The sequence below is a fragment of the Mesorhizobium sp. M1217 genome, assembly GCF_040318275.1.
Classification (GTDB): Bacteria; Pseudomonadota; Alphaproteobacteria; order Rhizobiales; family Rhizobiaceae; genus Mesorhizobium.
Genome location: NZ_JAMYMA010000023.1, coordinates 45,437 through 67,570 on the forward strand (window position 1 = coordinate 45,437; position 22,134 = coordinate 67,570).

21 protein-coding genes and 1 tRNA gene are annotated in these 22,134 nt (G+C 61.7%); 11 read left to right on the forward strand and 11 right to left on the reverse strand.

Translation table 11 applies throughout. The features are described from left to right. Nucleotides 1–42: 42 nt before the first annotated feature. Nucleotides 43–170: transfer RNA gene (locus tag NKH37_RS29440), tRNA-Ser, on the forward strand. A 192-nt stretch (nt 171–362) separates the two neighbouring features. Here the strand turns inward: NKH37_RS29440 and ggt (NKH37_RS29445) are convergent. The 8 genes from ggt (NKH37_RS29445) to NKH37_RS29480 form a co-directional block, all read right to left on the reverse strand. Further along, entirely contained in the window at nt 363–1,955 is a 1,593-nt protein-coding gene (gene ggt / locus NKH37_RS29445) for a gamma-glutamyltransferase (RefSeq protein WP_353042159.1), read from the reverse strand. Between the two features lie 21 nt (nt 1,956–1,976). Further along, entirely contained in the window at nt 1,977–2,696 is a 720-nt protein-coding gene (locus NKH37_RS29450; RefSeq protein ID WP_352919246.1) for an ABC transporter permease, read from the reverse strand. Next, nucleotides 2,693–3,406 (reverse strand): ABC transporter permease, encoded by a 714-nt coding sequence (locus NKH37_RS29455; RefSeq protein WP_023719453.1) that lies wholly within the window; start codon nt 3,404–3,406, stop codon nt 2,693–2,695. The genes NKH37_RS29450 and NKH37_RS29455 overlap by 4 nt, the downstream gene beginning before the upstream one ends. A 69-nt stretch (nt 3,407–3,475) precedes the next feature. Further along, complete coding sequence (locus tag NKH37_RS29460) at nt 3,476–4,321, reverse strand: transporter substrate-binding domain-containing protein (RefSeq protein WP_353006219.1); 846 nt, start codon at nt 4,319–4,321, stop codon at nt 3,476–3,478. An 86-nt stretch (nt 4,322–4,407) separates the two neighbouring features. Next, nucleotides 4,408–5,079 carry a GntR family transcriptional regulator gene (locus NKH37_RS29465; RefSeq protein WP_352482437.1) on the reverse strand — a complete coding sequence of 224 codons (672 nt, stop codon included), beginning with the start codon at nt 5,077–5,079 and terminating at the stop codon, nt 4,408–4,410. 511 nt (nt 5,080–5,590) lie between these two features. Beyond that, nucleotides 5,591–5,941, reverse strand: coding sequence for a VanZ family protein (locus NKH37_RS29470; protein WP_031194161.1), 351 nt, complete (start codon nt 5,939–5,941; stop codon nt 5,591–5,593). Between the two features lie 797 nt (nt 5,942–6,738). Beyond that, nucleotides 6,739–7,005: a DUF6894 family protein gene (locus NKH37_RS29475; protein ID WP_352493800.1), complete on the reverse strand. Its 267-nt coding sequence runs from the start codon at nt 7,003–7,005 to the stop codon at nt 6,739–6,741. 104 nt (nt 7,006–7,109) lie between these two features. Further along, entirely contained in the window at nt 7,110–7,301 is a 192-nt protein-coding gene (locus NKH37_RS29480) for a DUF3606 domain-containing protein (RefSeq protein WP_023719459.1), read from the reverse strand. A 424-nt stretch (nt 7,302–7,725) separates the two neighbouring features. On the opposite strand from NKH37_RS29480, the gene NKH37_RS29485 reads away from it, so the two are divergent. The 3 genes from NKH37_RS29485 to NKH37_RS29495 all read left to right on the forward strand — a co-directional run bounded on the left by NKH37_RS29485 (nt 7,726) and on the right by NKH37_RS29495 (nt 9,128). Further along, on the forward strand, nt 7,726–8,025 hold the full coding sequence (locus tag NKH37_RS29485) for a DUF1236 domain-containing protein (protein WP_023719460.1): 300 nt from the start codon (nt 7,726–7,728) through the stop codon (nt 8,023–8,025). 133 nt (nt 8,026–8,158) lie between these two features. Continuing rightward, complete coding sequence (locus NKH37_RS29490) at nt 8,159–8,608, forward strand: hypothetical protein (protein ID WP_352493799.1); 450 nt, start codon at nt 8,159–8,161, stop codon at nt 8,606–8,608. Between the two features lie 175 nt (nt 8,609–8,783). Further along, a complete protein-coding gene (locus NKH37_RS29495; RefSeq protein ID WP_198030499.1) occupies nt 8,784–9,128 on the forward strand; it encodes a hypothetical protein in 345 nt (114 codons plus the stop codon). Between the two features lie 68 nt (nt 9,129–9,196). On the opposite strand, the gene ggt (NKH37_RS29500) is transcribed toward NKH37_RS29495, so the two are convergent. The 3 genes from ggt (NKH37_RS29500) to NKH37_RS29510 all read right to left on the reverse strand — a co-directional run bounded on the left by ggt (NKH37_RS29500) (nt 9,197) and on the right by NKH37_RS29510 (nt 14,804). Further along, a complete protein-coding gene (gene ggt / locus NKH37_RS29500; protein ID WP_353006223.1) occupies nt 9,197–10,927 on the reverse strand; it encodes a gamma-glutamyltransferase in 1,731 nt (576 codons plus the stop codon). A 360-nt stretch (nt 10,928–11,287) separates the two neighbouring features. Beyond that, the gene (gene rhaI / locus NKH37_RS29505; RefSeq protein WP_023719463.1) at nt 11,288–12,580 is read right to left on the reverse strand and encodes an L-rhamnose catabolism isomerase; all 1,293 of its coding nucleotides are present in this window, start codon (nt 12,578–12,580) and stop codon (nt 11,288–11,290) included. A 121-nt stretch (nt 12,581–12,701) separates the two neighbouring features. Beyond that, entirely contained in the window at nt 12,702–14,804 is a 2,103-nt protein-coding gene (locus NKH37_RS29510) for a bifunctional rhamnulose-1-phosphate aldolase/short-chain dehydrogenase (protein WP_353006225.1), read from the reverse strand. A 188-nt stretch (nt 14,805–14,992) separates the two neighbouring features. On the opposite strand from NKH37_RS29510, the gene NKH37_RS29515 reads away from it, so the two are divergent. From NKH37_RS29515 to NKH37_RS29545, 7 genes are all read left to right on the forward strand, one after another. Beyond that, nucleotides 14,993–15,802 (forward strand): DeoR/GlpR family DNA-binding transcription regulator, encoded by an 810-nt coding sequence (locus tag NKH37_RS29515; RefSeq protein WP_353006227.1) that lies wholly within the window; start codon nt 14,993–14,995, stop codon nt 15,800–15,802. A 54-nt stretch (nt 15,803–15,856) separates the two neighbouring features. Next, a complete protein-coding gene (gene rhaS / locus NKH37_RS29520; RefSeq protein WP_023719466.1) occupies nt 15,857–16,852 on the forward strand; it encodes a rhamnose ABC transporter substrate-binding protein in 996 nt (331 codons plus the stop codon). Between the two features lie 83 nt (nt 16,853–16,935). Continuing rightward, a complete protein-coding gene (locus NKH37_RS29525) occupies nt 16,936–18,477 on the forward strand; it encodes a sugar ABC transporter ATP-binding protein (RefSeq protein ID WP_352716949.1) in 1,542 nt (513 codons plus the stop codon). Further along, nucleotides 18,474–19,451 (forward strand): ABC transporter permease, encoded by a 978-nt coding sequence (locus tag NKH37_RS29530; protein WP_352493795.1) that lies wholly within the window; start codon nt 18,474–18,476, stop codon nt 19,449–19,451. Before NKH37_RS29525 ends, NKH37_RS29530 begins: the two co-directional genes overlap by 4 nt. Further along, nucleotides 19,448–20,449 carry an ABC transporter permease gene (locus NKH37_RS29535; RefSeq protein WP_352482463.1) on the forward strand — a complete coding sequence of 334 codons (1,002 nt, stop codon included), beginning with the start codon at nt 19,448–19,450 and terminating at the stop codon, nt 20,447–20,449. Before NKH37_RS29530 ends, NKH37_RS29535 begins: the two co-directional genes overlap by 4 nt. After that, nucleotides 20,449–20,766, forward strand: a complete 318-nt coding sequence (gene rhaM / locus NKH37_RS29540) for an L-rhamnose mutarotase (protein WP_352482465.1) — start codon at nt 20,449–20,451, stop codon at nt 20,764–20,766. The genes NKH37_RS29535 and rhaM overlap by 1 nt, the downstream gene beginning before the upstream one ends. Next, nucleotides 20,763–22,133, forward strand: coding sequence for an FGGY-family carbohydrate kinase (locus NKH37_RS29545; RefSeq protein ID WP_353006229.1), 1,371 nt, complete (start codon nt 20,763–20,765; stop codon nt 22,131–22,133). The genes rhaM and NKH37_RS29545 overlap by 4 nt, the downstream gene beginning before the upstream one ends. Nucleotide 22,134 lies beyond the last annotated feature (1 nt).

The following is a 22,134-nucleotide window of genomic DNA, read 5'->3' on the forward strand; positions in this document are numbered from 1 at the left end:
ACGGCACGCGCGTTTGGGCGCTGAACAGGGCAACGAGTTCAGGCCGAGGGGGCGGTTTTGGCTTGACGCGACACAAACGCGACATTCGGCCTAAAATCTGAACAATATCAATCACCGACAGCGGACTGAAAATCCGCGTGTCGGTGGTTCGAATCCGCCTCTGGGCACCATTTTTTCCCTGTACGGCCCGGAGACATAGGTAACAGTTTATACCTAGACATGGGTGACAATCTCGCGCCGAGCGGATTGTCGATGGCGTGCAAGAATTATCTGGACCATGGCGCCAGAGGCTCCTGCTCGCCGGCCAAATGGCGATGAAGAACGCCTTCAGCATCTTGGATTCCGCTCCGGCCACAACCGCTCTAAAGACCGAGGGCGCAGCCGTCCTTGCGCGGTTCAGAACCGCCCAGCAGGGTCCCGTTTGCCCAATCGATGCGAATAGCCTGCGCACCGCCGATCGGGTCCGTGGCAGGAATGATTTCGAAACCGCGCCGGCTAAGTTCAGCTACGGTTTCGCGAGCGAGCCCGTGTTCGGCCTGGACCTTCATCGTGCCGCTGACAGGGGCGACCCGCGGCAGATCGATCGCCTCCTGCAGATCCATCCCGAAGTCGAGCACCTTCGTCAGCAGGTGCGCGTGGCCCATTGCCTGGTAGTAGCCACCCATAACGCCGAAAGGCATCTCTGCCCGGCCGCCTCTCGCAAGCATCCCGGGTATGATGGTATGCAGAGGTCGCTTGTTCGGTGCCACTGCATTGGGGTGCCTGGGGTCAAGCGAAAAGCTTTGCCCGCGATTGTGCAAGACGACACCGGAGCGTGGCGAGACCAGGCCCGAGCCAAAGCTATCGAAGACCGAGTTGATGAAACTGACCGCATTGCGATCCTTGTCGACAACGGAAATATAGACCGTGTCGCTGTGCAGCGGCATATCGAACGCCGGCAGGTCCGCGCGGGCGCGCTTTAGGTCAATCATGCCGGCCAGACGATCGGCCCAAGCATTCGACAACATATCGGCCACCGGGACCTCGGACGCATCAGGATCGGCGACGAGCAGGTCACGCGCGGCGTAAGCGAGGCGTGTCGCTTCGATTTCCAGGTGAAGCCGGTCCGCTGATTGCGGGTCGCCGTTGGCTTCGAAGCGCGAGAGGATGTTTAGAATCAGCAACGCGATCACACCCTGGCCATTCGGCGGACATTCGAACACATCGCAGCCTCGAAACGCCGTGCTGATCGGGGTCACGTACTCGCCTGTTGCCGAGGCGAAATCTTCGAGTGTGTGCAATCCGCCGAGCCCACGAAGATAGGCGACCATGTCTTCGGCCACAGGGCCAGCGTAGAAAGCCTCTCGTCCTTTTCTTGCGATCAGCCGCAGCGTTGCAGCCAACTCAGGCTGGCGATGCACTTGGCCAACGCCTGGCGCGCGACCGTTTGGCAGGAAAATCCGTTTCGCAGTAACATCGGAGGCCAGAAGTTCTTCCTCCAACGCCCAGTCACGATGGACCCGCGGTGAAATGGCGTAGCCTTCCTCGGCGAAGCGTATAGCAGGGGCCACAATTTGATCGAAGGGCATGTGCCCGTGATCAGCGTGCAATCTGGTCCAGGCATCGATCGCTCCCGGGATGGTGACGGAGCCAGGAGAATTGCGAGCTACCTCCGCCATGCCACGTTCGAGGAACCAGTCAATTGTGAGGGCGGCGGGTGTCCTGCCCGATCCGTTGTAGGCGATGACCTCGCCGGATCCGTTTCGCGACAGAAGAGCGAAGCAATCGCCTCCAATGCCTGTCGAGGCTGGTTCGACGACACATTGCACCGCGCAGGCTGCGATGGCGGCATCCATGGCGTTGCCGCCGGTCGCCATGATCTCCACCGCCGTCAGGGTCGCCGACGGATGAGAGGTGGCGGCCATGGCCTCGCGTGAAACGACGACCGAGCGCGTTGGTTTCTCAAAATTTGGCATGCTATGCCCTTCTGATCGTGCTCAAGAGGCGGCGTCCCTCATCGTCGAGGGACGGTGCCGCAGATGCCGCGACATCCAGTATTCGAGTGCCGCCAAGGCACGGATGATCGCGAAATTCAAAGTGAGATAAATGGCGCCCGCGCAGATGAAGACTTCAAAGGCGCGGTAAGTCTGGGAGATCAATCCCTGGGCAATTCCAGTCACCTCCATCAAGGTCACGATGGAGGCCAGAGACGTGCCCTTGATCATCAGGACGATTTCATTGCCGTAACTCGGCAGGGCCTGGCGAAAGGCCAGCGGCAGGATAACATGCCGATAGGTCAGATAGGTGGACAGGCCGACAGACCGGGCCGCCTCGACAAGGCCGCGTGGCACCGACTGAACCGCGCCGCGGAGGATTTCGCTGCCGTAGGCGGTGGTGTTGAGTGTCAGCGCGATGATTGCGCACCAGTAAGGTTCGCGGAAAACGGCCCATAATCCAATTGCCGACAGTTGGTGCCGGAACTGACCGAGGCCATAATAGGTCAGAAAAATCTGCACCAGCAGGGGCGTGCCCCTGAAGACGGCAACGAAGCCACGGATCGGCAAAACGACGAAGGGCGATTCCGATTGCTGGGCAAGCGCCAATGTTACGGCAAGAACGAAGCCGGCAACAATGGAAGTCAGGGCCAGTTCTATCGTAAGCGGCAGGCCGGCGAGGAGCTTCGGCAGGATTTCGAGGAAAAAACTGAAATCTATCATGCCGACCGGACGCGCCACGGCGCCTTTCGTTCCAGACGGTAAAAGGCATGGCCGGTGACGGAAGCGATAGCCAGATAGAGCAAGGCTGCAGCAATGTAGAAGATGAATGGTTCACGGGTCGAACCTGCAGCGATCTGTGCCTGGCGCATCAGTTCAACGAGGCCGATTACCGATATCAGCGACGAGTCCTTCAGAACCAACTGCCACACATTGCCGAGACCTGGCAGCGCGTAGCTCAGGAGCTGGGGGAAAATAACCTGTCGCAGCCGCTGCAGCCGGTTGAGACCAAGCGCGCAAGCGGCATCGTGCTGTCCCTGGTCGATGGCGAGGTAAGCCCCTCGATAGACCTCGGCTTGATAGGCGCCCGAGATGATGGCGATGGCCAGGGTTCCAGTGGCAAAGGCCGGAACGCCGACGAATCCGGATCCGCCCAGGCTATGACCAAGCGAGGTCAGGGCGACACTTCCTCCATAGTAAAGCAGATAAATGGTCAGAAGGTCGGGCACGCCTCGGAAAACCGTGCAATAGCCAAGGGCCAAGAACCTCAACACCTTGGAGTTGCGGAGACGGCCGGCCGCTGCCAGCCCACCGAATACAGCGCCAAGCGCAAAGCCCAGCACAGACAGAAGCACTGTAACCGAGGCCGCCATGAGAAGAGCAGCCCCCCAACCTCCGTGCTGGAAACCAAGTAGCCGGAATGCGTCAACCATCGATACCCCCGGCAGGGCGAACGGCTCAGCTCCGGAACGGGTCAGGAATGGCCGTTCGCCGACAAGCGCCTACTTGACTGGAGTGACGTCGCTCTTGAGCCATTTAAGCGACAGGGTTTTGATCGTGCCATCGGCGATCGCGGCGTCGATGGCCCCGTTGAGCATATCTTTCAGCTTGATGTCCTCTTTGCGGATACCGGCACCGGAGCCAAGACCGAAGAGCCCCCCGACAAATCCCGGCCCGGCAAGCGTATAGTCGCTGAACTCCGGTTTGCCCAGCGTGGCGGCCAGCGCTGTCTGCTGTGCGAAGAGCGCGTCGATGCGACCCGCGGCAAGATCGAGATCGTGTTGCTCGGTGGTCTTGTATTCGCGAATCTCAGCGACGTCCGAGAAGTATTTTTTCACAAATTCCAGGTTCGCCGTTGCGGCCTGAACTCCAATGATCTTTCCCTTCAGCAATGGCTTGAGCTTGTCGATTGCCGCCTGCGCAGAGGCTTCATTCTCCAGCTTGAACCGCTCGTTGGAAATGCCGACCTTGCCCAGTTCGCTATCCTTTGCGACCGCGAAACCTGAGGGATCCACCGCATATGGCTGGGTAAAGTCAATGATCTTCAGACGTTTTTCAGTGATGAACATGCTCGCCATGATCACGTCGAACTTGCCAACGGTCAGCGCGGGGATCACGCCGTCCCAGCCCTGTGCGACGATCTTGCACTCGATCTTCATTCGCCCGCACAGATCATTGGCGAGATCGACTTCGAAGCCGTCCAATTTGCCGTCGGCTGTTGTGAAATTCCAGGGCGCGTAGGCTCCTTCGGTGGCAATGGTAATTGCCTTTGGTGTTTCTTGTGCGGCGGCGGCCTGGACCAGGCCGAACAAGACCGACGCAATGGCTGCGATGCGGCTAATTTTCATGTCATTCTCCTCTTTTTTGCCGGTATGGCAGTTCCCTTTCGTCGTGCCGGATTATCTTCCGGCTTCAACGAGTTAGATGGCGTTTTCTAGCGGCGGCCGGGACTTGCGAAGTTGGCCAGAAGGGGCGCTGTCTCGACGATATGATCCCGCATGACGATCTCTGCCTTGCCGGCATCACCTGACCGCAACACCTCAATCAGGATCTCGTGCTCGGCGCGCGCGCTGGCGGGCTTGTCGACATAGTCGAACCAGATGCGCAGGTAGGGTTCGATCACGACGTGCAGGCTGGCAATCTGCCGGACCAGCTTGGGTCGGTTGCTCAATTGGCAAATCTGCAAATGGAAGGCCTGATGGCGCACGACCCAGTCGCTGCTGCCGGTCTGGCTGGCGCGCTCCATGCGGTCGAGCTGGCGTTCCAGTTCTTCAAGCACTTCGATATCGATGTGCGGCATGGCAAGCCTCACCGCCAGCCCTTCGAGCACCGAGCGCATTTCAAACGTTTCGTATATCTCATCGAGGGTAAGGCCGGCGACGATGCAGCCACGGTTCGGGCGAATGACCACAAGACCTTCCGCGGCCAGCTGGCGGAATGCTTCGCGAACCGGCATGCGGCTCATGCCGATTTCCGTCGCGATCTCTTCCGGGATAAGCCGGTCCCCGGCGCGGTAGCGCCCCATCCTCAAGGCACGCTGAATGTGGCGATAAGCCTCCTCCTCGGCGGTCGTGATGCCCAGCGGCTCGATTGCGTCTGCTGCCATGTCCTTGGTCCAATCAGAGCGTATCTGTGTATCCACTTATCCAGTTGTCGCGACCTGTGTCAAGCACCGAAGCTTGTGCGCGTTAGAATTTCTCTTGTGAGAATAAACACTTGGGGGGAAAATGGGGCAAGCACACCGTCATCAGCTAAGCCGCTGATCGGCCGCTTTCAACGTCCGGCAAAAAGGCCCGCCGCTCCATTTGCGAAGCGGCGAGGCCCCATATTCGGGGACGATCGCCGGAGTGTTCCCCGGCATTGCTTACAGCGCAATTCAGGTGCCAGAATTATTGACCCAAAACGGGTCACCGCATCGGAGGCGAGAAGGCGGACCTTCCGCGATCACGCTACTGCCGCGCTTTGCCATTGCTGCTACATTACTTTGCGGCGGACCTGATTTTTCCGCCTGGCCGGCGTCCGTCAGGCAACTTACCCCAACGCGCCCCCCCAAGTGACGCCGGCCATTTTCCCCATATTGCAGCACGGGCGCGCCGATTCCGTTATGCGCTTTCGAGCTATGGCAATCCGCCGGCGAGCCGCTTTGTCCAGCCTGCAATTGTCAGCCCGAAGGCCATTCCGGCGCAGTCGGCCACCCAGTCGAATAGATCCGGGTGGCGCCCTATCAGCTGCACGGCCTGAAGGCCCTCGATCGCCGCGCCCGTGAGCACGAGGAGGACGATCAGCTTCGCCTTGTGTTCCGGCCAGCCGAGACTTCCGAGAGCCGCCAGCACGACGAAGGCGGCGGCGTGATTGAGCTTGTCGTGACCAAACGTGAAAGCCAGGCCAAGACCCTGCAGGAGCTGCTCCGGCAAAAGGGCAAACAGCAGAACGCCGGCAAACGCGGCGGGAAAAGCAATCCTTGCCACGATCTGATAAGAATCCAGGCGCAACAAGGGTGAAATGGCCTTTCGTCCGAAATCTGCAGGGAACACCGCTGGCCGCTGAATCGAGAGCGAACGCGGCGTCCAATTTCCGCCGTCCGGGCGTCCGGTGCATCGTCAGAATGAATGAATGCTTCGGGTCAGCCGCTGCACAGGCCGGGCTCGTGGCAAGTGGCCTGCAATGGTGTGGCTTCCGCGATCACGCAATTACCCGCCGCGCCAACGCAGCTACTATCTGGCTGCGGCGGACCTGATTTCCGCTTGGCCGGCGCTGCATCAGGCACCTTACCCCACGCCTCACGAAGCAGCGCCGGCCATCTCTCCCAGCTAAAGCGCGTCGCGTTCGACCGGCCTCATGCGACGCGCTTAAGGTTCTTGTCTTGATGCATGTCGTTATCGCAAAACCGCTTCACACTTTTGCGCGACATGCATTGGATTTCCACCGGTTGCGCGATAACCCGGCCCGTATCAAAAAGCCCGCCGCCCTGTCGGACGACGGGCTCCGTTGCCTGGGCGCCAGGGCGCCGCGGTAGCGACTTCTGCTACTTATGCTCCCGCAGGTTTCCAATATGCTGCCACCGCATGGCGTTGCGCATCGGCTAAACAAACGAAGCCCGCGCCTCTGGCGGAGGGCGCGGGCCGACCGGGTTGCACCCCGATCTGCAGCAGAAACCCGGGAGGTTCCCGCTGCTTAAGATAACAATTAGAGACTTCTAATGTTCCCTTGGGGAAGATGCCGGCTGCTCCAGAATCTCATGGTCGGCACGACAACGATCGGGCCGTCAACTCATGCGCATGTTGATCTGGAAAATCCGTTCGTCGAAATGCCGCGTTTCGACGGCAAAGGTCAAAGCCACTTCAAGCACCAGACCGTCATGGTCGTTCCGGACCTTGACTGTGATCCTACGGTGAGGAAGGCCATCCCTGGCCATCTCGCCCAATGTGCGAAGGGCTTCTTTCCTGACCAGCGGGAAATCGTCACATGACGTTCCCTGATCGTCGGAATAGACGATTCCGTCTTCATCGGAATCGAAGAAATAAAGGGGCATTGGCTTGGCCGAAGCAGCGGCATCCGGGCACGTTGTCGATAGCTGACCGGAATTCTCGGCAGATCGTGATCAGTGCCTTTCCAACCGCCGGCTCCGCCGCCGTCTCACTTGCGCTCGCGCAATGCTTTCACCGCTTGCGAGAGGATCATCCGGTCGCCACCGGTCCTTTTGATCAGCTTGCTCACCTGGCTGGGCGAGACACCATTTTCCCGCGCGAAATATTCGACCTCATAATACTCATCCGCCGACACGCGGTTGCGGTCGCTGAAGTCTCGCTTGCTCTTGTCATCGGCCATTTCTCTTCTCCTCGTCTCTTCTCCTCGCCTCAGGGTCAACTTTGGTCAGAAGCACGCTGCAATTGAGGGTTCGCCCGCCACAAAAGTGACGCGCGAACCCTATCGGCGCAGGAAGGGACAGGGCTGCGCAGATGCCAGGTTCGATCGGAATGGAAACAGCCAAGATCGGTGCGAGCAACCGTCGACATTTTCCAAAGAATCCTCCCGGAACGTGCAGCCAGCAACGAGTTTGAGCGGCGGCGGTTCCGGGCTTCGCGACAAACCTACCCTTTGCCCGCGAGGATCAGACTTAGGTCCTGCGGCAACACGTCGATTGGTCCCCGCCGGGTGGGACCGAAGCCCCGTCGACGGAACGTTTTCAGCTGGCTTCCGTTCGAATGAGCCTTGGCGCGAAGAGCGGACCGAGTTCGCAAAGGAGACGACCATGAGAATGCATCTTTCCACCGCGGCGGCGGGACTTTTGCTGCTGGCAGGCGTCGGCGCCGCTGCGGCGCAAGACGTTGTCATCGAACCGCAGCAGGAAACCGTCATCAGGGAGTATGTGAAAAAGCAGCCGCTGGCCTCGGTGAAAATCCCTGGGGTGGAGCTCAACATCGGCTCGACGCTCCCCGACACCGTCGAGCTTCATGAGGTCCCGAACGTCAAATATCGTTATGTCGTCATTGACAACCGCACCGTTGTCGTCGACCCAGGCACGCGCAAGGTCATCAAGGTCATCGAGTGACGTGAAAACTCGGGCAGCCGTCGCCCGTCGCTCGGAAATGAGCGGCGGGTGACGTTTGCGTCAGGCGGTTCCTCGGCGCTCAGCTGGGACCCGCCTTACCGTCGAGGGCCGGGGGGCCTCACAGGCAGTTTCAATGCGAACAATCAGCAGACTTTTCGATTCCCATGACCAGGCGGCGCGTGCCGTCGAAACGCTTCAGGCAGCAGGAATTGCTCGCCAGGAGATCAGCGTCATCGGACCCTACGATGATGAAATCGGCGCCGTCTTGCGCGATCCAGGTACGGGTACCGTCCTTGGTGCGGCAGCCGGTTTGTTGGCCGGCCTCGGCGCCTTTGATATGCCCGGCATCGATCCCCTCGGCGCGGGATGGCTGGCATCGGCCCTCGTCGGTGCAGTCTTGGGCGGCGTTGCCGGCAGACTTTTCGCGACATTGTCCCGTATCGGCAAGCAGCCGGGCCAGCCGGATGCCGCACAAGGTGTGATCCTGGTGCTGGCGCATGTCGATGAAAGACAGGCCGACACCGCACAGGCGGTGCTTGGAGCTTCCGTTCAGGCGACGCAGTCTTTGGCCAGGGCGGCTTGAAGATTAAGCTCGGGCAAAACACTTGACCCGACCGAGCAGCGGGGCGATCAAAGCACGAACCCAAAAATCTCTGGCAAGCCGCCGCCAGAAAGTGTTGAACACCGTGCCGATCACATTCGGCGAGCGGTTGCGCTCGGCGAGGCTTGATGATTTGCTGTCGGTTTGCGGAGAACGAATGATGCATGAGCCTGTCGGTCAAGACGAATATGGGTCGACCAGCCCGTTCGATCCGGACGATCTGTCGAGGTTGAACGCGATCGGCCCGAGCGCCGGCAGCAACGATTTCGAAAAATACGCGGTAGCCGTGATCATCGTATTCGGCGCCCTGATCATCGGCGGCCTGATGGCCGCCGGCTTGAGCTTCGGGCGCCGCAGCACCTTCTTTTTCGCGCTTGGCGGCGCCACCGCGGCATGGATATCCGGCAACGCGCTCCTGCTCGATCGGCCGCGCATCTACGCCCTGTTCGTCGGCGTCGCGGCGTTGATGCTGATTGCGTCGACCATCGCGCTGGTCACCTGAAGCAAGGCGAATCTTCCTATTGACCGTGACCTTATCCGAAAACCGGTTCCGCCTTTTGAGACCATGGTCTAATACCCGATAGCCTCACCGGATGCGGCGCGACTGTCGATGGCGCCGTTGTAGCGGGCGCCGCCGCCCTTCTCGATTTCCGCCAGGCTCTTGCCGCCGACCAGGATGCCGGCCGCCTGGCCCCAATTCGCCTCGGCGAGATCGAGATGGTAGCCCATGCCGGTAAGCAGCTTTTCGGTATCCGGCGACAGGCCGAAGGGTTCGATATAGACCGTGTCGGGTAACCATTGGTGGTGGGTGCGCGGCGCGTCGATCGCTTCCTGGATGTTCATGCCGTGATCGATGACGTTGACGATCGCCTCCAGCGTGATGGTGATGATGCGTGAACCGCCAGGGCTGCCGATGACCATGAACGGCTTGCCGTCTTTGGCGATGATGGTCGGGCTCATCGACGACAGCGGCGTCTTTTTCGGCGCGATCGCATTCGCCTCGCCCTGGACGAGGCCGTAGAGATTGGGCACGCCGGGTTTCTGGGTGAAGTCGTCCATCTCGTTGTTGAGCAGGATGCCCGTGCCGTCGGCGACGACGCCGGCGCCGAAAGAGCCGTTCAGCGTGTAGGTTACCGCGACGGCGTTGCCGTCATTGTCGATGATCGAATAATGCGTCGTCTCGTTGCTCTCGCCAAAGCCCTTCGGCATCAATTCCTGCGACACGCCGGCCCGGAACGGATCGATCTTTTCGCGGATTTCCCTGGCGTAATTCTTGTCGAGCAGTTTTGCGACCGGGTTGTCGACGAAGCCGGGATCGCCGAGCGCCGAATTCCGGTCGACATAGGCGTGGCGCATCGCCTCGACCATGACGTGAACGGTCTCGGCCGAACCGGCGCCGAGATAGGACAGCGGATAGAACTCAAGCACGTTGAGGATCTCGCAGATGATGACGCCGCCGGAGCTCGGCGGCGGCGAGGACGTGATCTCGTAGCCGCGATAATTGCAGGTCGCCGGCTTGAGCTCGCGCACCGCGTAGTTTTCGAAATCCGCCTTGGCCAGAATGCCGCCCTTCTCGCCGCTCGCCTTGACGATGGCGTCGGCGATCGCGCCTTTGTAGAAGGCATCCGCACCGCGTTCGGAAATGGCGGCAAGCGAAGCCGCGAGATCGGGCTGAACGAGGCGCTCGCCGACGGTGTAAGGCTTGCCGTCCGGCTTGAGGAAAACGACCGCCGCCGCTCGGTCCCTCGCCAACCGCTCCGCACCGCCCTGGAGCGAGGCCGCATCGCCCTGCTCCAGTACGAAGCCTTCCCTGGCAAAGCGGATGGCCGGCGCCAGCAAGTCCTGCCGCGTCAGCGTGCCGTATTTCTCCCGCGCCATCTCGAAGCCGGCGACCGAACCCGGCACGCCGACGGCCAGATAGCCGTCGAGACTGGCGCCCTTTACCGGCTTGCCGTCCTTGTCGAGATACATGGTTTTGGTTGCGGCGAGCGGCGCGCGCTCGCGGAAATCGAGGAAGGTCGAGCGGCCGTCCTTGAAGCGGATGGTCATGAAGCCGCCACCGCCGATATTGCCGGCGGTCGGATAGACCACGGCCAGCGCATAGCCGACGGCGACCGCGGCATCGACGGCATTGCCGCCCTTCTTCAGCACCTCGACGCCGACTTCAGACGCAAGATGCTGGGCGGTCACCACCATGCCGTGCTCGCCCTTCGCCGGCTGCGGCGAAGCGGCGAAGGCGAGGAACGGCACGAAGGTCAGGGTGAGGGAAAGGCTGACGGCGATTAGGGTTCGGCGGTGCATGGCCGTTCTCCGTGGCTTGGGGTGAGCCTAGGAAACGCGCTTGGAGCGGTTGAGTCTACTGACAATAATGGGATCGGCGAGGCTTGCACCTTCTATCAACACCTGAGGTTCCTCGCCGCGAAGCGGCCGGAGAGGGGGCCTTCGTAGAGCGCGGCTCCCCCTCTCCGTCTCGGCTTCGCCGAGCCACCTCTCCCCCACTTTCGTGGGGGCGAGGAATCCAAGCTGAAATGAAGGCGCGATTCAACGCTGGCGAGCAACTTTGTTCTTGCTTTGTGCCGGCAGCTATGCTACTAATCTGGGTGTGGTGCTAATTGGCTCCAACGACCCGCCTCTGGCGGGTTTTTCATTTTCACCCCGACATCAAACAATCCCGCCGCCGACGCTCGCCACCGCCGGCCGTTCGGCTGCGACCTTCGCCCGGTAGCCGGCGGCGCGGTAGGCTGCGACCGGATCGATGGCGCCGCCGGTCTTTAGTCGTGCCATGGCGAGGATCGGCTCGACATCGGTGCGATAGGCTATCTTCAGCGTCTGCGTTGCCATCAGCGCATCATTGGCGTCCTGGAAGCCTTCGAGCGCCTTGCGATCGACCAGCAGCGCCTGGGCATAGGCGCGCTGCACTTCAACCGCCGACAGCATCAGGCTTTCGATCGGATCGGTGACGTTGTGGCTCTGGTCGAGCATGTGGGCCGGATCGAACCCTTCGGCACCGGAAAGCTCGGCATCGACCAGTTCGTTGAAGACCAGGAACAGCCGGTAGGGATCGATCGAGCCGGCGTCGAGGTCGTCGTCGCCATATTTCGAATCGTTGAAATGGAAGCCGCCGAGCTTCTTGAACTGGATCAGCCGCGACACGATCATCTCGATGTTGACGTTGGGGGCGTGATGGCCGAGGTCGACCAGGCAGAACGCCTTGTCGCCAAGCTCTTTGGCGATGATGTAGTTGGTGCCCCAATCCTGCACGACGGTCGAATAAAAGGCCGGCTCGTACATCTTGTGCTCGGTGAACAGCTTCCAGTCGTCCGGCAGTCCGGCATAAATCTCCTTCATCGCGTCGAGATAACGCTCGAACGCCTTGGCGAAATTAACCTGGCCGGGAAAATTCGAGCCGTCGCCGATCCACACCGTCAGCGCTTTCGAGCCCAGCGTCCTGCCGATCTCGATGCATTCGAGATTATGCTCGACCGCCTGCCGGCGTGTTGCGGCATCGGCATGCGACAACGAGCCGAACTTATACGAAAGTTTTTGGTCTCTGGCGTCGGAGAAGGTATTGGAGTTGATGGCGTCGAAGCCGAGGCCGAAGCGGGATGCCGCCTGCTTCAGCCGGTTCGGATCGGCCTTGTCCCACGGAATATGCAGCGAGACGGTCGGCGTCGCCTGCGTCAGCTGGCGGATGACGGCGCAGTCCTCGATCTTGTCGAAAATGTCGCGCGGCTCGCCAGCGCCGGGAAAGCGGGCAAAGCGGGTGCCGCCGGTGCCGACGCCCCAGGACGGGATGGCGACGGCGAATTTCTCGACCTTGTCGCGGATGGCATCGATGGCGATGCCGCGGCGGTCGAGGCGCTCGCCGAGGGACTCGTAGTCGCGCTTGAGGTCGGCATTGCGCGCGGCATTGTGCCTGTCGACGAGGTCGGCGGAGATGATGGTTTCGGACATGGTTCCTCCCAAATGCGTTCGGTTGGCGCTGCCCCTCATCCGCCTGCCGGCACCTTCTCCCCGTATAGTGACGGGGAGAAGGGTAAAGCTCCGACGTCGGCGCCAACCCTCAAACGACTGCTTATCGCGTAAAACTCTGCGCGTTGCCGGCGTCGACATTGATGATGTTGCCGGTCGATTTTGCCGACATGTCGGAGGCGAAGAAATAGATCGCTTCGGCGATGTCCTCGGGGAACACCGACCGCTTCAGCATCGAGCGCGAGCGGTAATGCTCTTCGAGATCGTCGGTCGACATCTTGTAAGCGGCGGCGCGCTGTTCCTTCCATTCGCCGGTCCAGATCTTCGAGCCGCGCAGCACGGCGTCGGGATTGACGACATTGACCCTGATCTGCGCTTCCGCGCCTTCCAGCGCCAGGCAGCGCGCCAGATGGATCTCGGCAGCCTTGGCCGTGCAGTAGGCGGCGGCGTTTGGCGATGCGGCAAGGCCGTTCTTAGAGGCGACGAAGACGACGTTGCCGCCGATCTTTTGCGTCCGAAACAGCCGGAACGCCTCCCGCGAAACCAGGAAATATCCCGTCGACAAGATGTCCATGTTCTTGTTCCACAGCGCCAGCGTGGTGTCCTCGATCGGCGCCGAGGAGGCCAGGCCAGCGTTGGACACGAGGATGTCGATGCCGCCGAACTCGACCGCCGTCTCGGCAAAGCCGGAGATCACCTGATCCTCGGACGTGACGTTGATGACGACGGGCCGCACGAAATCCTTGCCGTAGGCCTTGGCAAGCTCGTCATTGGCGCTGGCAAGGGCTGCCTCGTCGATATCGGCCAGCACGACGCAGGCGCCTTCGCGCAGCAGCCGGTTGGCGGTGGCGCGGCCGATGCCGCCGGCGCCGCCGGTGACCAGCGCGATTTGGCCGGCAAGAGCTTTCGGTTTCGGCAGGCGCTGCAGCTTTGCCTCTTCGAGCAGCCAGTATTCGATATCGAAGGCTTCCTGGTCGGGCAGGCCGACATAGGTGGAGACCGTCGAGGCACCGCGCATGACGTTGATGGCGTTGACGTAGAATTCGCCCGATATACGCGCCGTCGCCTTGTCGCCGGCGAAGGTGAACATGCCGATGCCGGGCATCAGATAGACGACGGCGTTCGGATCGCGCACCGGTGGCGAATCCGCGTGCTTGCAGCGGTCATAATAGGCCTGATAGCCGACGCGATACTCCGCCACATCGTCGACAAGACGGGCAATGACGGCATCGACATCGGGATTGTTGGGATCGAACTCGATGACCAGCGGCCGGATCTTGGTGCGCAGGAAGTGGTCCGGGCAGGATGTGCCGAGTGCCGCCAACGGCCGCAAATCCCTGGAATTGACGAATTCGAGCACCGCAGGAGAATCGTCGAAATGCCCGAGCTTGTGGCTTTTCTCCGAGATCAGGCCGCGGATCCTCGGCATCAGTTTTGCAGCCACAGCGCGACGCGCCGGTGCATCGAGCGATTTGACGATTTCGCCGCCGAAGATCGGCTTGCCCTGGCTCTTGCGCTCGAACCAGTCGATCGCCTGGTTGATCACCGAAATCGTCGTCTCGTAGCATTCCTTCGGCGTGTCGCCCCAGCTGAACAGGCCATGGCTTGCCAGCACGACACCCTTGGCCTCGGGGTTCTCGAGGCAGAATTTCTCCAGCCACAGGCCGAGTTCGAAGCCCGGGCGCTTCCATGGCAGCCAGCCGATCGTGTCGCCGAATATCTCCTTGGTCAGCGCCTGCGAATCCTTGGCGGCGGCAATAGCGATGATGGCGTCGGGGTGCATGTGGTCGACATAAGGCTTCGGCACGAAGGCATGCAGCGGTGTGTCGATCGAGGCCGCGCGCGGGTTGAGGTTGAAAGTGCAGTGGGGCAAATAGCCGACCATCTCGTCTTCATGTTCGAGGCCACGATAGAGACCTTTCAGCGCGCGCAATTTGTCCATGTAGAGCGTGGCGAAGCCGTCGAGTTTGATCGAGGCGCTGTCGCCGCCCGAGCCCTTGACCCACAGCACTTCCACGCTCTGCCCAGTGAGCGGATCGTTTTGCCAGATCTTGGAGGAGGTGTTGCCGCCGCCATAATTGGTGACGCGCTTGTCGGAGCCAAGAACATTCGAGCGGTAGACCAGACGTTCGGGCTCGCTCATCGCTTGCGCTTTTGCGTCATCCCAAAGATTGGCGAGGCGCGTGCCGGAGCGCTTGTCGAGCATAGGTAATCCTCCCTTTGGGACACGCAAACGGCGCGGGTCCCTTTTGTGCGAATTTCTACGCAAGTGGCTGTCTTGTCAATCACAAACGATCAATATCAATCATATTGCACTGCACAATGAAATTATCTGATCGGAAATGATTGACACTGCGCGCTTTGGGTGCCTAGATGCTCAAGCAGGGAGGAACCATGCACGAGAAAGAGCGCCACAGGATCATTCTGTCCGCCGTCCAGGAAAAGCCTGTGGTGACGGTGCAGGAGATGGTCGACCTGACGGAGTCGTCGGAGGCGACGATCCGGCGCGACATCGCGGCATTGCATGTGCAAAAGCGCCTGCGCCGGGTGCGCGGCGGCGCCGAGGCGCTCTCGCCTCCGCAGTTCATCGGCCTTGCCGGCCGGCCGTTTTCCGTCAACGAGACGATCAACGCTTCGCAGAAGCGGGCGATCGCACGAGAGGCCGTGGAACTCTGCAAGGACGGCGAGCCGATCATCATCAATGGCGGCACCACCACGTTCCAGATGGTGCATTTCCTGAGCGGCCGCCGCATGCCGATCTTCACCAATTCCTTTCCGATCGCCGAGCACCTGCTCAGGCATTCCAAGAACACGGTGATGCTGTCGGGCGGCACCATCTACCGCGAGCAGAACATCATCCTGTCGCCCTTCGACAATGACGTGACGCGCAATTTCTACGCGCGCCGCATGTTCATGGGCGCGCAGGGAATGGGGCCGCTGGGTCTTATGGAAGGCGACCCGCTGCTGATCCAGGCCGAGCAGAAGCTTATCGACCAGGCGGACGAATTGGTGGTGCTGGTCGACTCCTCGAAATTCCGCAAGCGCTCGAGCCTGATCCTGTGCGGCCTGTCGCGCATCGCCACGGTGATCACCGACGACGGCATCGAGGATCGCGAAGCCAAGATGCTGGAGACCGCCGGCGTGACGCTGATCGTCGCCCGCACAACGGCAAGCAACAAGGAAGAATCTTCGCTGCAGGCCTGAGAAAACTCACGCCCGCAGCGGCGATGGAATGCAACGCTCAAGGGAGGATATTCGATGAGCTTTCTGAAGAAACTGATGGTTACGGCGGCGTTTTCCGCCGCCATGTTCGTGAATGCCGCCTATGCCGAAAACGTCAAGATCGCGCTGGTGGTGAAGTCGCTCGGCAACGGCTTCTTCGACGCCGCCAACAAGGGCGCCGAAGAGGCGGCCAAGGAACTCGGCGACGTCGAGATCATCTACACCGGCCCGACCAAGGCGACCGCCGAAGCGCAGATCGAAGTGGTCAATTCGCTGATCGCCCAGAAGGTCAACGCCATCGCCATTTCGGCCAATGACGCCGACGCGCTGGTTCCGGCGCTGAAGAAGGCGATGGAACGCGGCATCACCGTCATCTCGTGGGATTCAGGCGTCGCGCCGGAAGGCCGCCAGCTTCACCTCAACCCTTCCGACACCAACCTGATCGGCGAGACCATCATCAAGCTTGCCGCCGACTACCTGCCGGAAGGCGGCGATGTCGCCATCCTGTCGGCTTCGTCCACCGCGACCAACCAGAACGCCTGGATCGACGCGGCCAAGAAGGTGCTGCCGGAGAAGTTCCCCAAGATCAAGCTCGTCGCCACCGTCTATGGCGACGACGACTCGGCCAAGAGCACGGACGAGGCCAAGGGCTTGCTGAAGTCCTACCCGAACCTCAAGGCGATCATCGCACCGACCACGGTCGGCGTCGTTGCCGCCGCGCAGGTGGTGACCGATGAAGGCCTGATCGGCAAGGTCAACGTCACCGGCCTGGCGCTGCCGTCGGAGTTCAAGAAGTTCATCGACAACGGCGCCAGCCAAGCGGTTGCGCTGTGGAACCCGATCGACCTCGGCTATTCGGCCGTCTACCTCGCCCACGACCTGGCGGTGAAGAAGGAAGAGGCGAAGCCCGGTGCTACGCTGTCGATCGGCCGCGTCGGCAAGGTCACGCTCGACGACACCAACTCGGCTGCGATGGCTCCGCCCTTCCAGTTCGACAAGTCGAACATCGAAAAGTTCTCCAAGATCTATTGATCCTGGAGCCTTCGAACTGGTGCGGCGGGACCTTGGCCCCGCCGCGGCCTCAACCGGACCTAGTTTCAGGGCTTGATACGATTATGGACACGACAGCCCAACACGAAGTGGCGAAGGAAGCGCCTTTGTCTCCCGGGCCGCGGCTGACGCTGTCCGGCATCTCGAAAAGCTTTCCCGGCGTGCGCGCGCTGCACGATGTCAGCCTGTCGCTCTATCCCGGCCAGGTGACCGCGCTGATCGGCGAGAACGGCGCCGGCAAGTCGACGCTGGTCAAGATCATGACCGGCATCTATCAGCCCGATTCAGGCACAATCAACATCGACGGCCAGCCCGTCGCTTTGCCCAGCGCCCATGCCGCCTTCGGGCATGGCATCACCGCCATCCATCAGGAAACCGTGCTGTTCGACGATCTGACGGTGGCCGAAAACATCTTCCTCGGCCATGCGCCGCGCACCCGCTTCAAGACCATCGACTGGCGCACCATGCGCAAGAATGCCCGCGAGGTGCTGGACACGATGGGCGCCGGCCATATCGACGCCGATGCCAGGCTGAAGGATCTCGGCATCGCCAACAAGCATCTCGTCGCCGTTGCCCGCGCCATGTCGATCGACGCGCGGATCGTCATCATGGACGAGCCGACGGCAGCACTTTCGATGAAGGAGATCGAAGAGCTTTTCCTGCTGATCGAATTCCTCAAGAGCGACGGCAAGGCGATCCTGTTCATCAGCCACAAATTCGATGAGATCTACCGCATCGCCGACCGCTATACCGTGTTCCGTGACGGCGAGATGGTTGGCGAAGGCCTGATCAAGGATGCCGGCCAGAGCCAGATCGTGCGCATGATGGTCGGCCGCGCGGTCGACCATATCTTTCCGCAGCGCAAGGCCGAGATCGGCGCTCCGGTGCTGGCCGTCTCCGGCCTGTCGCATCCGACCGAGTTCGATGATATCGGCTTCGAGCTGCACAGGGGCGAGATCCTCGGCTTCTACGGTCTTGTCGGCGCCGGGCGCAGCGAGGTGATGCAGGCGATATCAGGCATCACCCGCACCAGCGGCGGCACGATCACGCTGGAAGGCAAAGCGATCGCGCCGAAATCGGCGGCGGATTCGATCGATGCCGGCATCGTCTATGTGCCGGAGGAACGCGGCAAGCAAGGCGTGGTGATCGGCCTGCCTATCTTCCAGAATGTCTCGCTGCCTTCGCTCAAGCGAACCTCCAAATCCGGCGTATTGCGGCTGGCGGAAGAGTTTGCGCTAGCCCGCTCCTACACAGAGCGGCTCGACCTGCGCGCCTCCTCGCTCAGCCAGGACGTCGGCACGCTGTCGGGCGGCAACCAGCAGAAGATCGTCATCGCCAAATGGCTGGCGACCGCGCCCAAGGTGATCATACTGGACGAGCCGACCAAGGGCATCGACATCGGCTCGAAGGCCGCCGTGCACGGCTTCATGGCCGAGCTCGTCGCGCAAGGCCTGTCGGTTATCATGGTGTCGTCCGAACTGCCGGAAATTCTCGGCATGTCCGACCGTGTCGTCGTTATGCGCGAGGGCCGCATTGCCGCGGTCTACGACAATAAGGGGCTCGACGCCGAAACGCTGGTCAGGACGGCAGCGGGGATCGCGGCATGAAGGCTCTTCTCAAATACCGCGAAGTCTGGCTGCTGGCGGCAATCGCCGTGCTGATCGGGCTGATCTCGATGCGTTTTCCGGGCTTTGCCGCTCCCGGCAATGTGCGCCAGGTGTTCAACGACACGTCGATCCTGATGATCCTGGCGCTCGGCCAGATGGTGGTTATCCTGACCCGCTCGATCGACCTGTCGATGGCAGCCAATCTCTGCTTCACCGGCATGGTGGTGGCGATGCTGAACGCCGCGCATCCGGCAATCCCGATCCCGCTGCTGATCGTCATCGCACTTCTGGTCGGCCTGGTGCTCGGCGCCATCAATGGCCTGTTGGTGTGGCGGCTGAACATTCCCTCGATCGTGGTAACGCTCGGCACTCTCACCATCTACCGCGGCGCCACCTTCGTTATTTCAGGCGGCGCCTGGGTCAACGCCGACCAGATGAGCCCCGATTTCATCGGCCTGCAGCGCGCGACGTTCCTCGGCATACCGGTGCTGTCATGGATTGCCCTGCTGGTCATCGCCTTGTTCTTCCTTGTGATGACGCGCACGGCGCTCGGCCGCTCGATCTACGCCATCGGTGTCAACCCGACCGCATCGGTCTATGCCGGCATCGACGTCGGCCGGACGAAATTCATCGTCTTCTGCATTTCGGGGATGATCGGCGGCCTCTGCGGCTATCTCTGGATCTCGCGCTACGTCATCGCCTCGGTCGAGGTCGCCAACGGCTATGAGCTCAACATCATCGCCGCCTGCGTCATCGGCGGCATCTCCATCGCCGGCGGCATCGGCTCGGTCGGCGGCGCGGTGCTCGGCGCGCTGTTCCTCGGTATCATCTCCAACGCGCTGCCGGTGATCAATATCTCGCCCTTCTGGCAAATGGCGATTTCGGGCAGCGCCATCATCCTGGCCGTGGTGCTCAACGCGCGCGGCGAACGCCGGCAAGGCCGCATCATCCTCAAAAAGGCGGAAGTGGCATGACCGATACCCCTGCCCCGCGCCATGTTCCGAACCGACTCGACAAGCCGTTCACTGCGGCGATCTTCTCATGGGAGGCGCTGCTGGTCGTCGTGGCGGTCGCCATCTTTGCCGTCAACAGTTTTGCCTCGCCCTATTTCCTCGACGCGTGGTCGCTGTCGGACCTGACTTTCAACTTCACCGAAAAGGCGCTGATCGCGCTGGCCATGGCACTGCTGATCATCTCCGGCGAAATCGACCTGTCGGTCGCCGCTATCATCGCACTCGCCTCGACGATGATGGGCATGGCGGTGCAGGCCGGCGCCGGCACGCCTGTCCTGGTGGCAATCGGCATCGTCGTCGGGCTCGGCTGCGGCGCCTTCAACGGGCTGCTCGTCACCAGGCTGGGGCTGCCGTCGATCGTCGTCACCATCGGCACGATGAGCCTGTTTCGCGGCGTTGCCTTCATCATCCTCGGCGACCAGGCCTACAAGGGCTATCCCGCGAGCTTCGCCTTCTTCGGCCAAGGTTATGTCTGGTGGGTGGTGTCGTTCGAACTGACGCTTTTCCTGGTCGCGGCCGTCGTCTACTGGTTCCTTCTGCATCGGACGAGCTTCGGCCGCCGGGTCTTTGCCATCGGCAACAACCCGGTTGCGGCGCAGTTTTCCGGCGTGCGTGTCGGCCGCATCAAGTTCATCCTGTTTTGCCTGACCGGCCTGATGGCGGGCATCGCCTCGGTGCTGATTACGTCACGGCTCGGCTCGACCCGGCCGTCGATCGCGCAGGGCTACGAACTCGAAGTCATCACCATGGTGGTGCTCGGCGGCGTCAGCATTCTCGGCGGCGCCGGCAGCATTCTGGGCGTCGTGCTGGCGGCCTTCATCATGGGGCTGGTGACCTTCGGTCTTGGCCTGCTCAACGTGCCGGGGATCGTCATGTCGATCTTCATCGGCCTGCTGCTGATCATCGTCATCGCGCTGCCGATCCTGTGGCAGCGCGTGCGGCGGGAGCGCTTTGCCTGATGCCCGAAAAATATGCGTTCAAGATGAAGCTCAATCCCGGCATGAAGGCCGAATACAAGAGGCGCCACGACGACATCTGGCCGTCACTCGTCGCGTTGCTAAAACAGGCTGGTATCTCCGATTACTCGATCCATCTCGACGAGGAGACCAACACCTTGTTCGGCGTGCTGTGGCGCCGTGACGACCATGGCATGGACGAATTGCCTAAGCATCCGGCGATGCAGCGCTGGTGGGCCGAGATGGCAGACATCATGGAAACCAAGCCGAACAACGAGCCGGTGGCGGTGCCGCTGGAAACAATGTTCCATATGGAATGACCCGCCACGTCGCCGTCATCGATATCGGCAAGACCAACGCCAAGGTGGCGCTGGTCGATCTCGCCGCAGCAAGCGAAGTGGCGCTGCGCAGGATGGTCAACGAGCCGGTTCGGCAACGCCCGTATCCGCACCACGACGTCGAGCGGTTATGGGCGTTCATCCTCGGCAGCCTGGCCGAGATCGATCGCGAGCAGCGCATCGACGCGATATCGATCACCACCCATGGCGCAACGGCGGTGCTGGCCGACGCATCAGGCGAACTGGCGCTGCCGGTGCTCGATTACGAGTTCGACGGTCCGGATGCCTTCGCCAAGGACTACGACGCGATCCGCCCGCCTTTCACCGAGACCGGCACGCCGCGCCTGCCGGCCGGCCTCAATCTCGGCGCGCAGTTGTTCTGGCAGCAGAAGCGCTTTCCAGCGGATTTCGCCAGGGCCGCCGCGATGCTGATGTATCCGCAATACTGGGCCTTGCGCCTGACCGGCGTCGCCGCCAGCGAGGTGACTTCGCTCGGCTGCCACACCGATCTGTGGAACCCGTGGAAAGCGGATTTTTCCTCACTGGTCGACCGGCTGGAATGGCGCCGGCTAATGGCGCCGGTGCGGCAGGCCAAGGACCGCTTGGGCCCGATCCTGCCCGCTCTGGCGCGGCAAACCGGCCTCGATCCGCAAACGCCGGTGTATTGCGGCCTGCACGATTCCAACGCCTCGCTGCTGCCGCATCTCCTGTCCGACAAGCCGCCTTTCTCCGTCGTCTCGACCGGCACCTGGGTGGTGTCGATGGCGGTTGGCGGCAGCAAGGTCACGCTCGATCCGGCGCGCGACACGCTGGTCAATGTCAACGCGTTCGGCGATGCCGTGCCCTCGGCGCGCTTCATGGGTGGCCGCGAGTTCTCCGTGCTGACGGAAGGCCAATCGGAAGACTGGACCGAAGACGATGTCGCCGCGGTGCTCGCGCGCAAGACGTCCCTATTGCCTTCGATCCAACGGGGTTCGGGGCCGTTTCCGCACTGCGCCGCGGCATGGCTTAACGCGGACGGCATCAACAATGGCCAGCGCTTTGTCGCCATCTCGTTCTACCTGGCGCTGATGACCGCGACCTGCCTCGATCTGATCGGCGGCGGGGGGTCAACCATCGTCGAAGGACCCTTCGCCCGCAACCGGCTGTTCACCCGCATGCTGGCTGCGGCGACGGCGCGCGCCGTCATTGCCTCCGCGACTGCGACAGGCACCAGCATCGGCGCCGCCTTGCTGGCGTCGGACCAGGGGACACCGCAAGGCAGAGGCGAAAGGACCGAACCGTCGGCCGATCCACTCTGGACAAGTTACGTGCGCTCCTGGCGTTCGGCAGTCGACGAACGAGCCTGAC

Coding starts and splice junctions, on each gene's coding strand:
- ggt (WP_353042159.1), bottom strand. CDS start 1,955: ATGCCAAATTTTGAGAAACCAACGCGCTCGGTCGTCGTTTCACGCGAG.
- NKH37_RS29450 (WP_352919246.1), bottom strand. CDS start 2,696: ATGATAGATTTCAGTTTTTTCCTCGAAATCCTGCCGAAGCTCCTCGCC.
- NKH37_RS29455 (WP_023719453.1), bottom strand. CDS start 3,406: ATGGTTGACGCATTCCGGCTACTTGGTTTCCAGCACGGAGGTTGGGGG.
- NKH37_RS29460 (WP_353006219.1), bottom strand. CDS start 4,321: ATGAAAATTAGCCGCATCGCAGCCATTGCGTCGGTCTTGTTCGGCCTG.
- NKH37_RS29465 (WP_352482437.1), bottom strand. CDS start 5,079: ATGGCAGCAGACGCAATCGAGCCGCTGGGCATCACGACCGCCGAGGAG.
- NKH37_RS29475 (WP_352493800.1), bottom strand. CDS start 7,005: ATGCCCCTTTATTTCTTCGATTCCGATGAAGACGGAATCGTCTATTCC.
- NKH37_RS29480 (WP_023719459.1), bottom strand. CDS start 7,301: ATGGCCGATGACAAGAGCAAGCGAGACTTCAGCGACCGCAACCGCGTG.
- NKH37_RS29485 (WP_023719460.1), top strand. CDS start 7,726: ATGAGAATGCATCTTTCCACCGCGGCGGCGGGACTTTTGCTGCTGGCA.
- NKH37_RS29490 (WP_352493799.1), top strand. CDS start 8,159: ATGCGAACAATCAGCAGACTTTTCGATTCCCATGACCAGGCGGCGCGT.
- NKH37_RS29495 (WP_198030499.1), top strand. CDS start 8,784: ATGATGCATGAGCCTGTCGGTCAAGACGAATATGGGTCGACCAGCCCG.
- ggt (WP_353006223.1), bottom strand. CDS start 10,927: ATGCACCGCCGAACCCTAATCGCCGTCAGCCTTTCCCTCACCCTGACC.
- rhaI (WP_023719463.1), bottom strand. CDS start 12,580: ATGTCCGAAACCATCATCTCCGCCGACCTCGTCGACAGGCACAATGCC.
- NKH37_RS29510 (WP_353006225.1), bottom strand. CDS start 14,804: ATGCTCGACAAGCGCTCCGGCACGCGCCTCGCCAATCTTTGGGATGAC.
- NKH37_RS29515 (WP_353006227.1), top strand. CDS start 14,993: ATGCACGAGAAAGAGCGCCACAGGATCATTCTGTCCGCCGTCCAGGAA.
- rhaS (WP_023719466.1), top strand. CDS start 15,857: ATGAGCTTTCTGAAGAAACTGATGGTTACGGCGGCGTTTTCCGCCGCC.
- NKH37_RS29525 (WP_352716949.1), top strand. CDS start 16,936: ATGGACACGACAGCCCAACACGAAGTGGCGAAGGAAGCGCCTTTGTCT.
- NKH37_RS29530 (WP_352493795.1), top strand. CDS start 18,474: ATGAAGGCTCTTCTCAAATACCGCGAAGTCTGGCTGCTGGCGGCAATC.
- NKH37_RS29535 (WP_352482463.1), top strand. CDS start 19,448: ATGACCGATACCCCTGCCCCGCGCCATGTTCCGAACCGACTCGACAAG.
- rhaM (WP_352482465.1), top strand. CDS start 20,449: ATGCCCGAAAAATATGCGTTCAAGATGAAGCTCAATCCCGGCATGAAG.
- NKH37_RS29545 (WP_353006229.1), top strand. CDS start 20,763: ATGACCCGCCACGTCGCCGTCATCGATATCGGCAAGACCAACGCCAAG.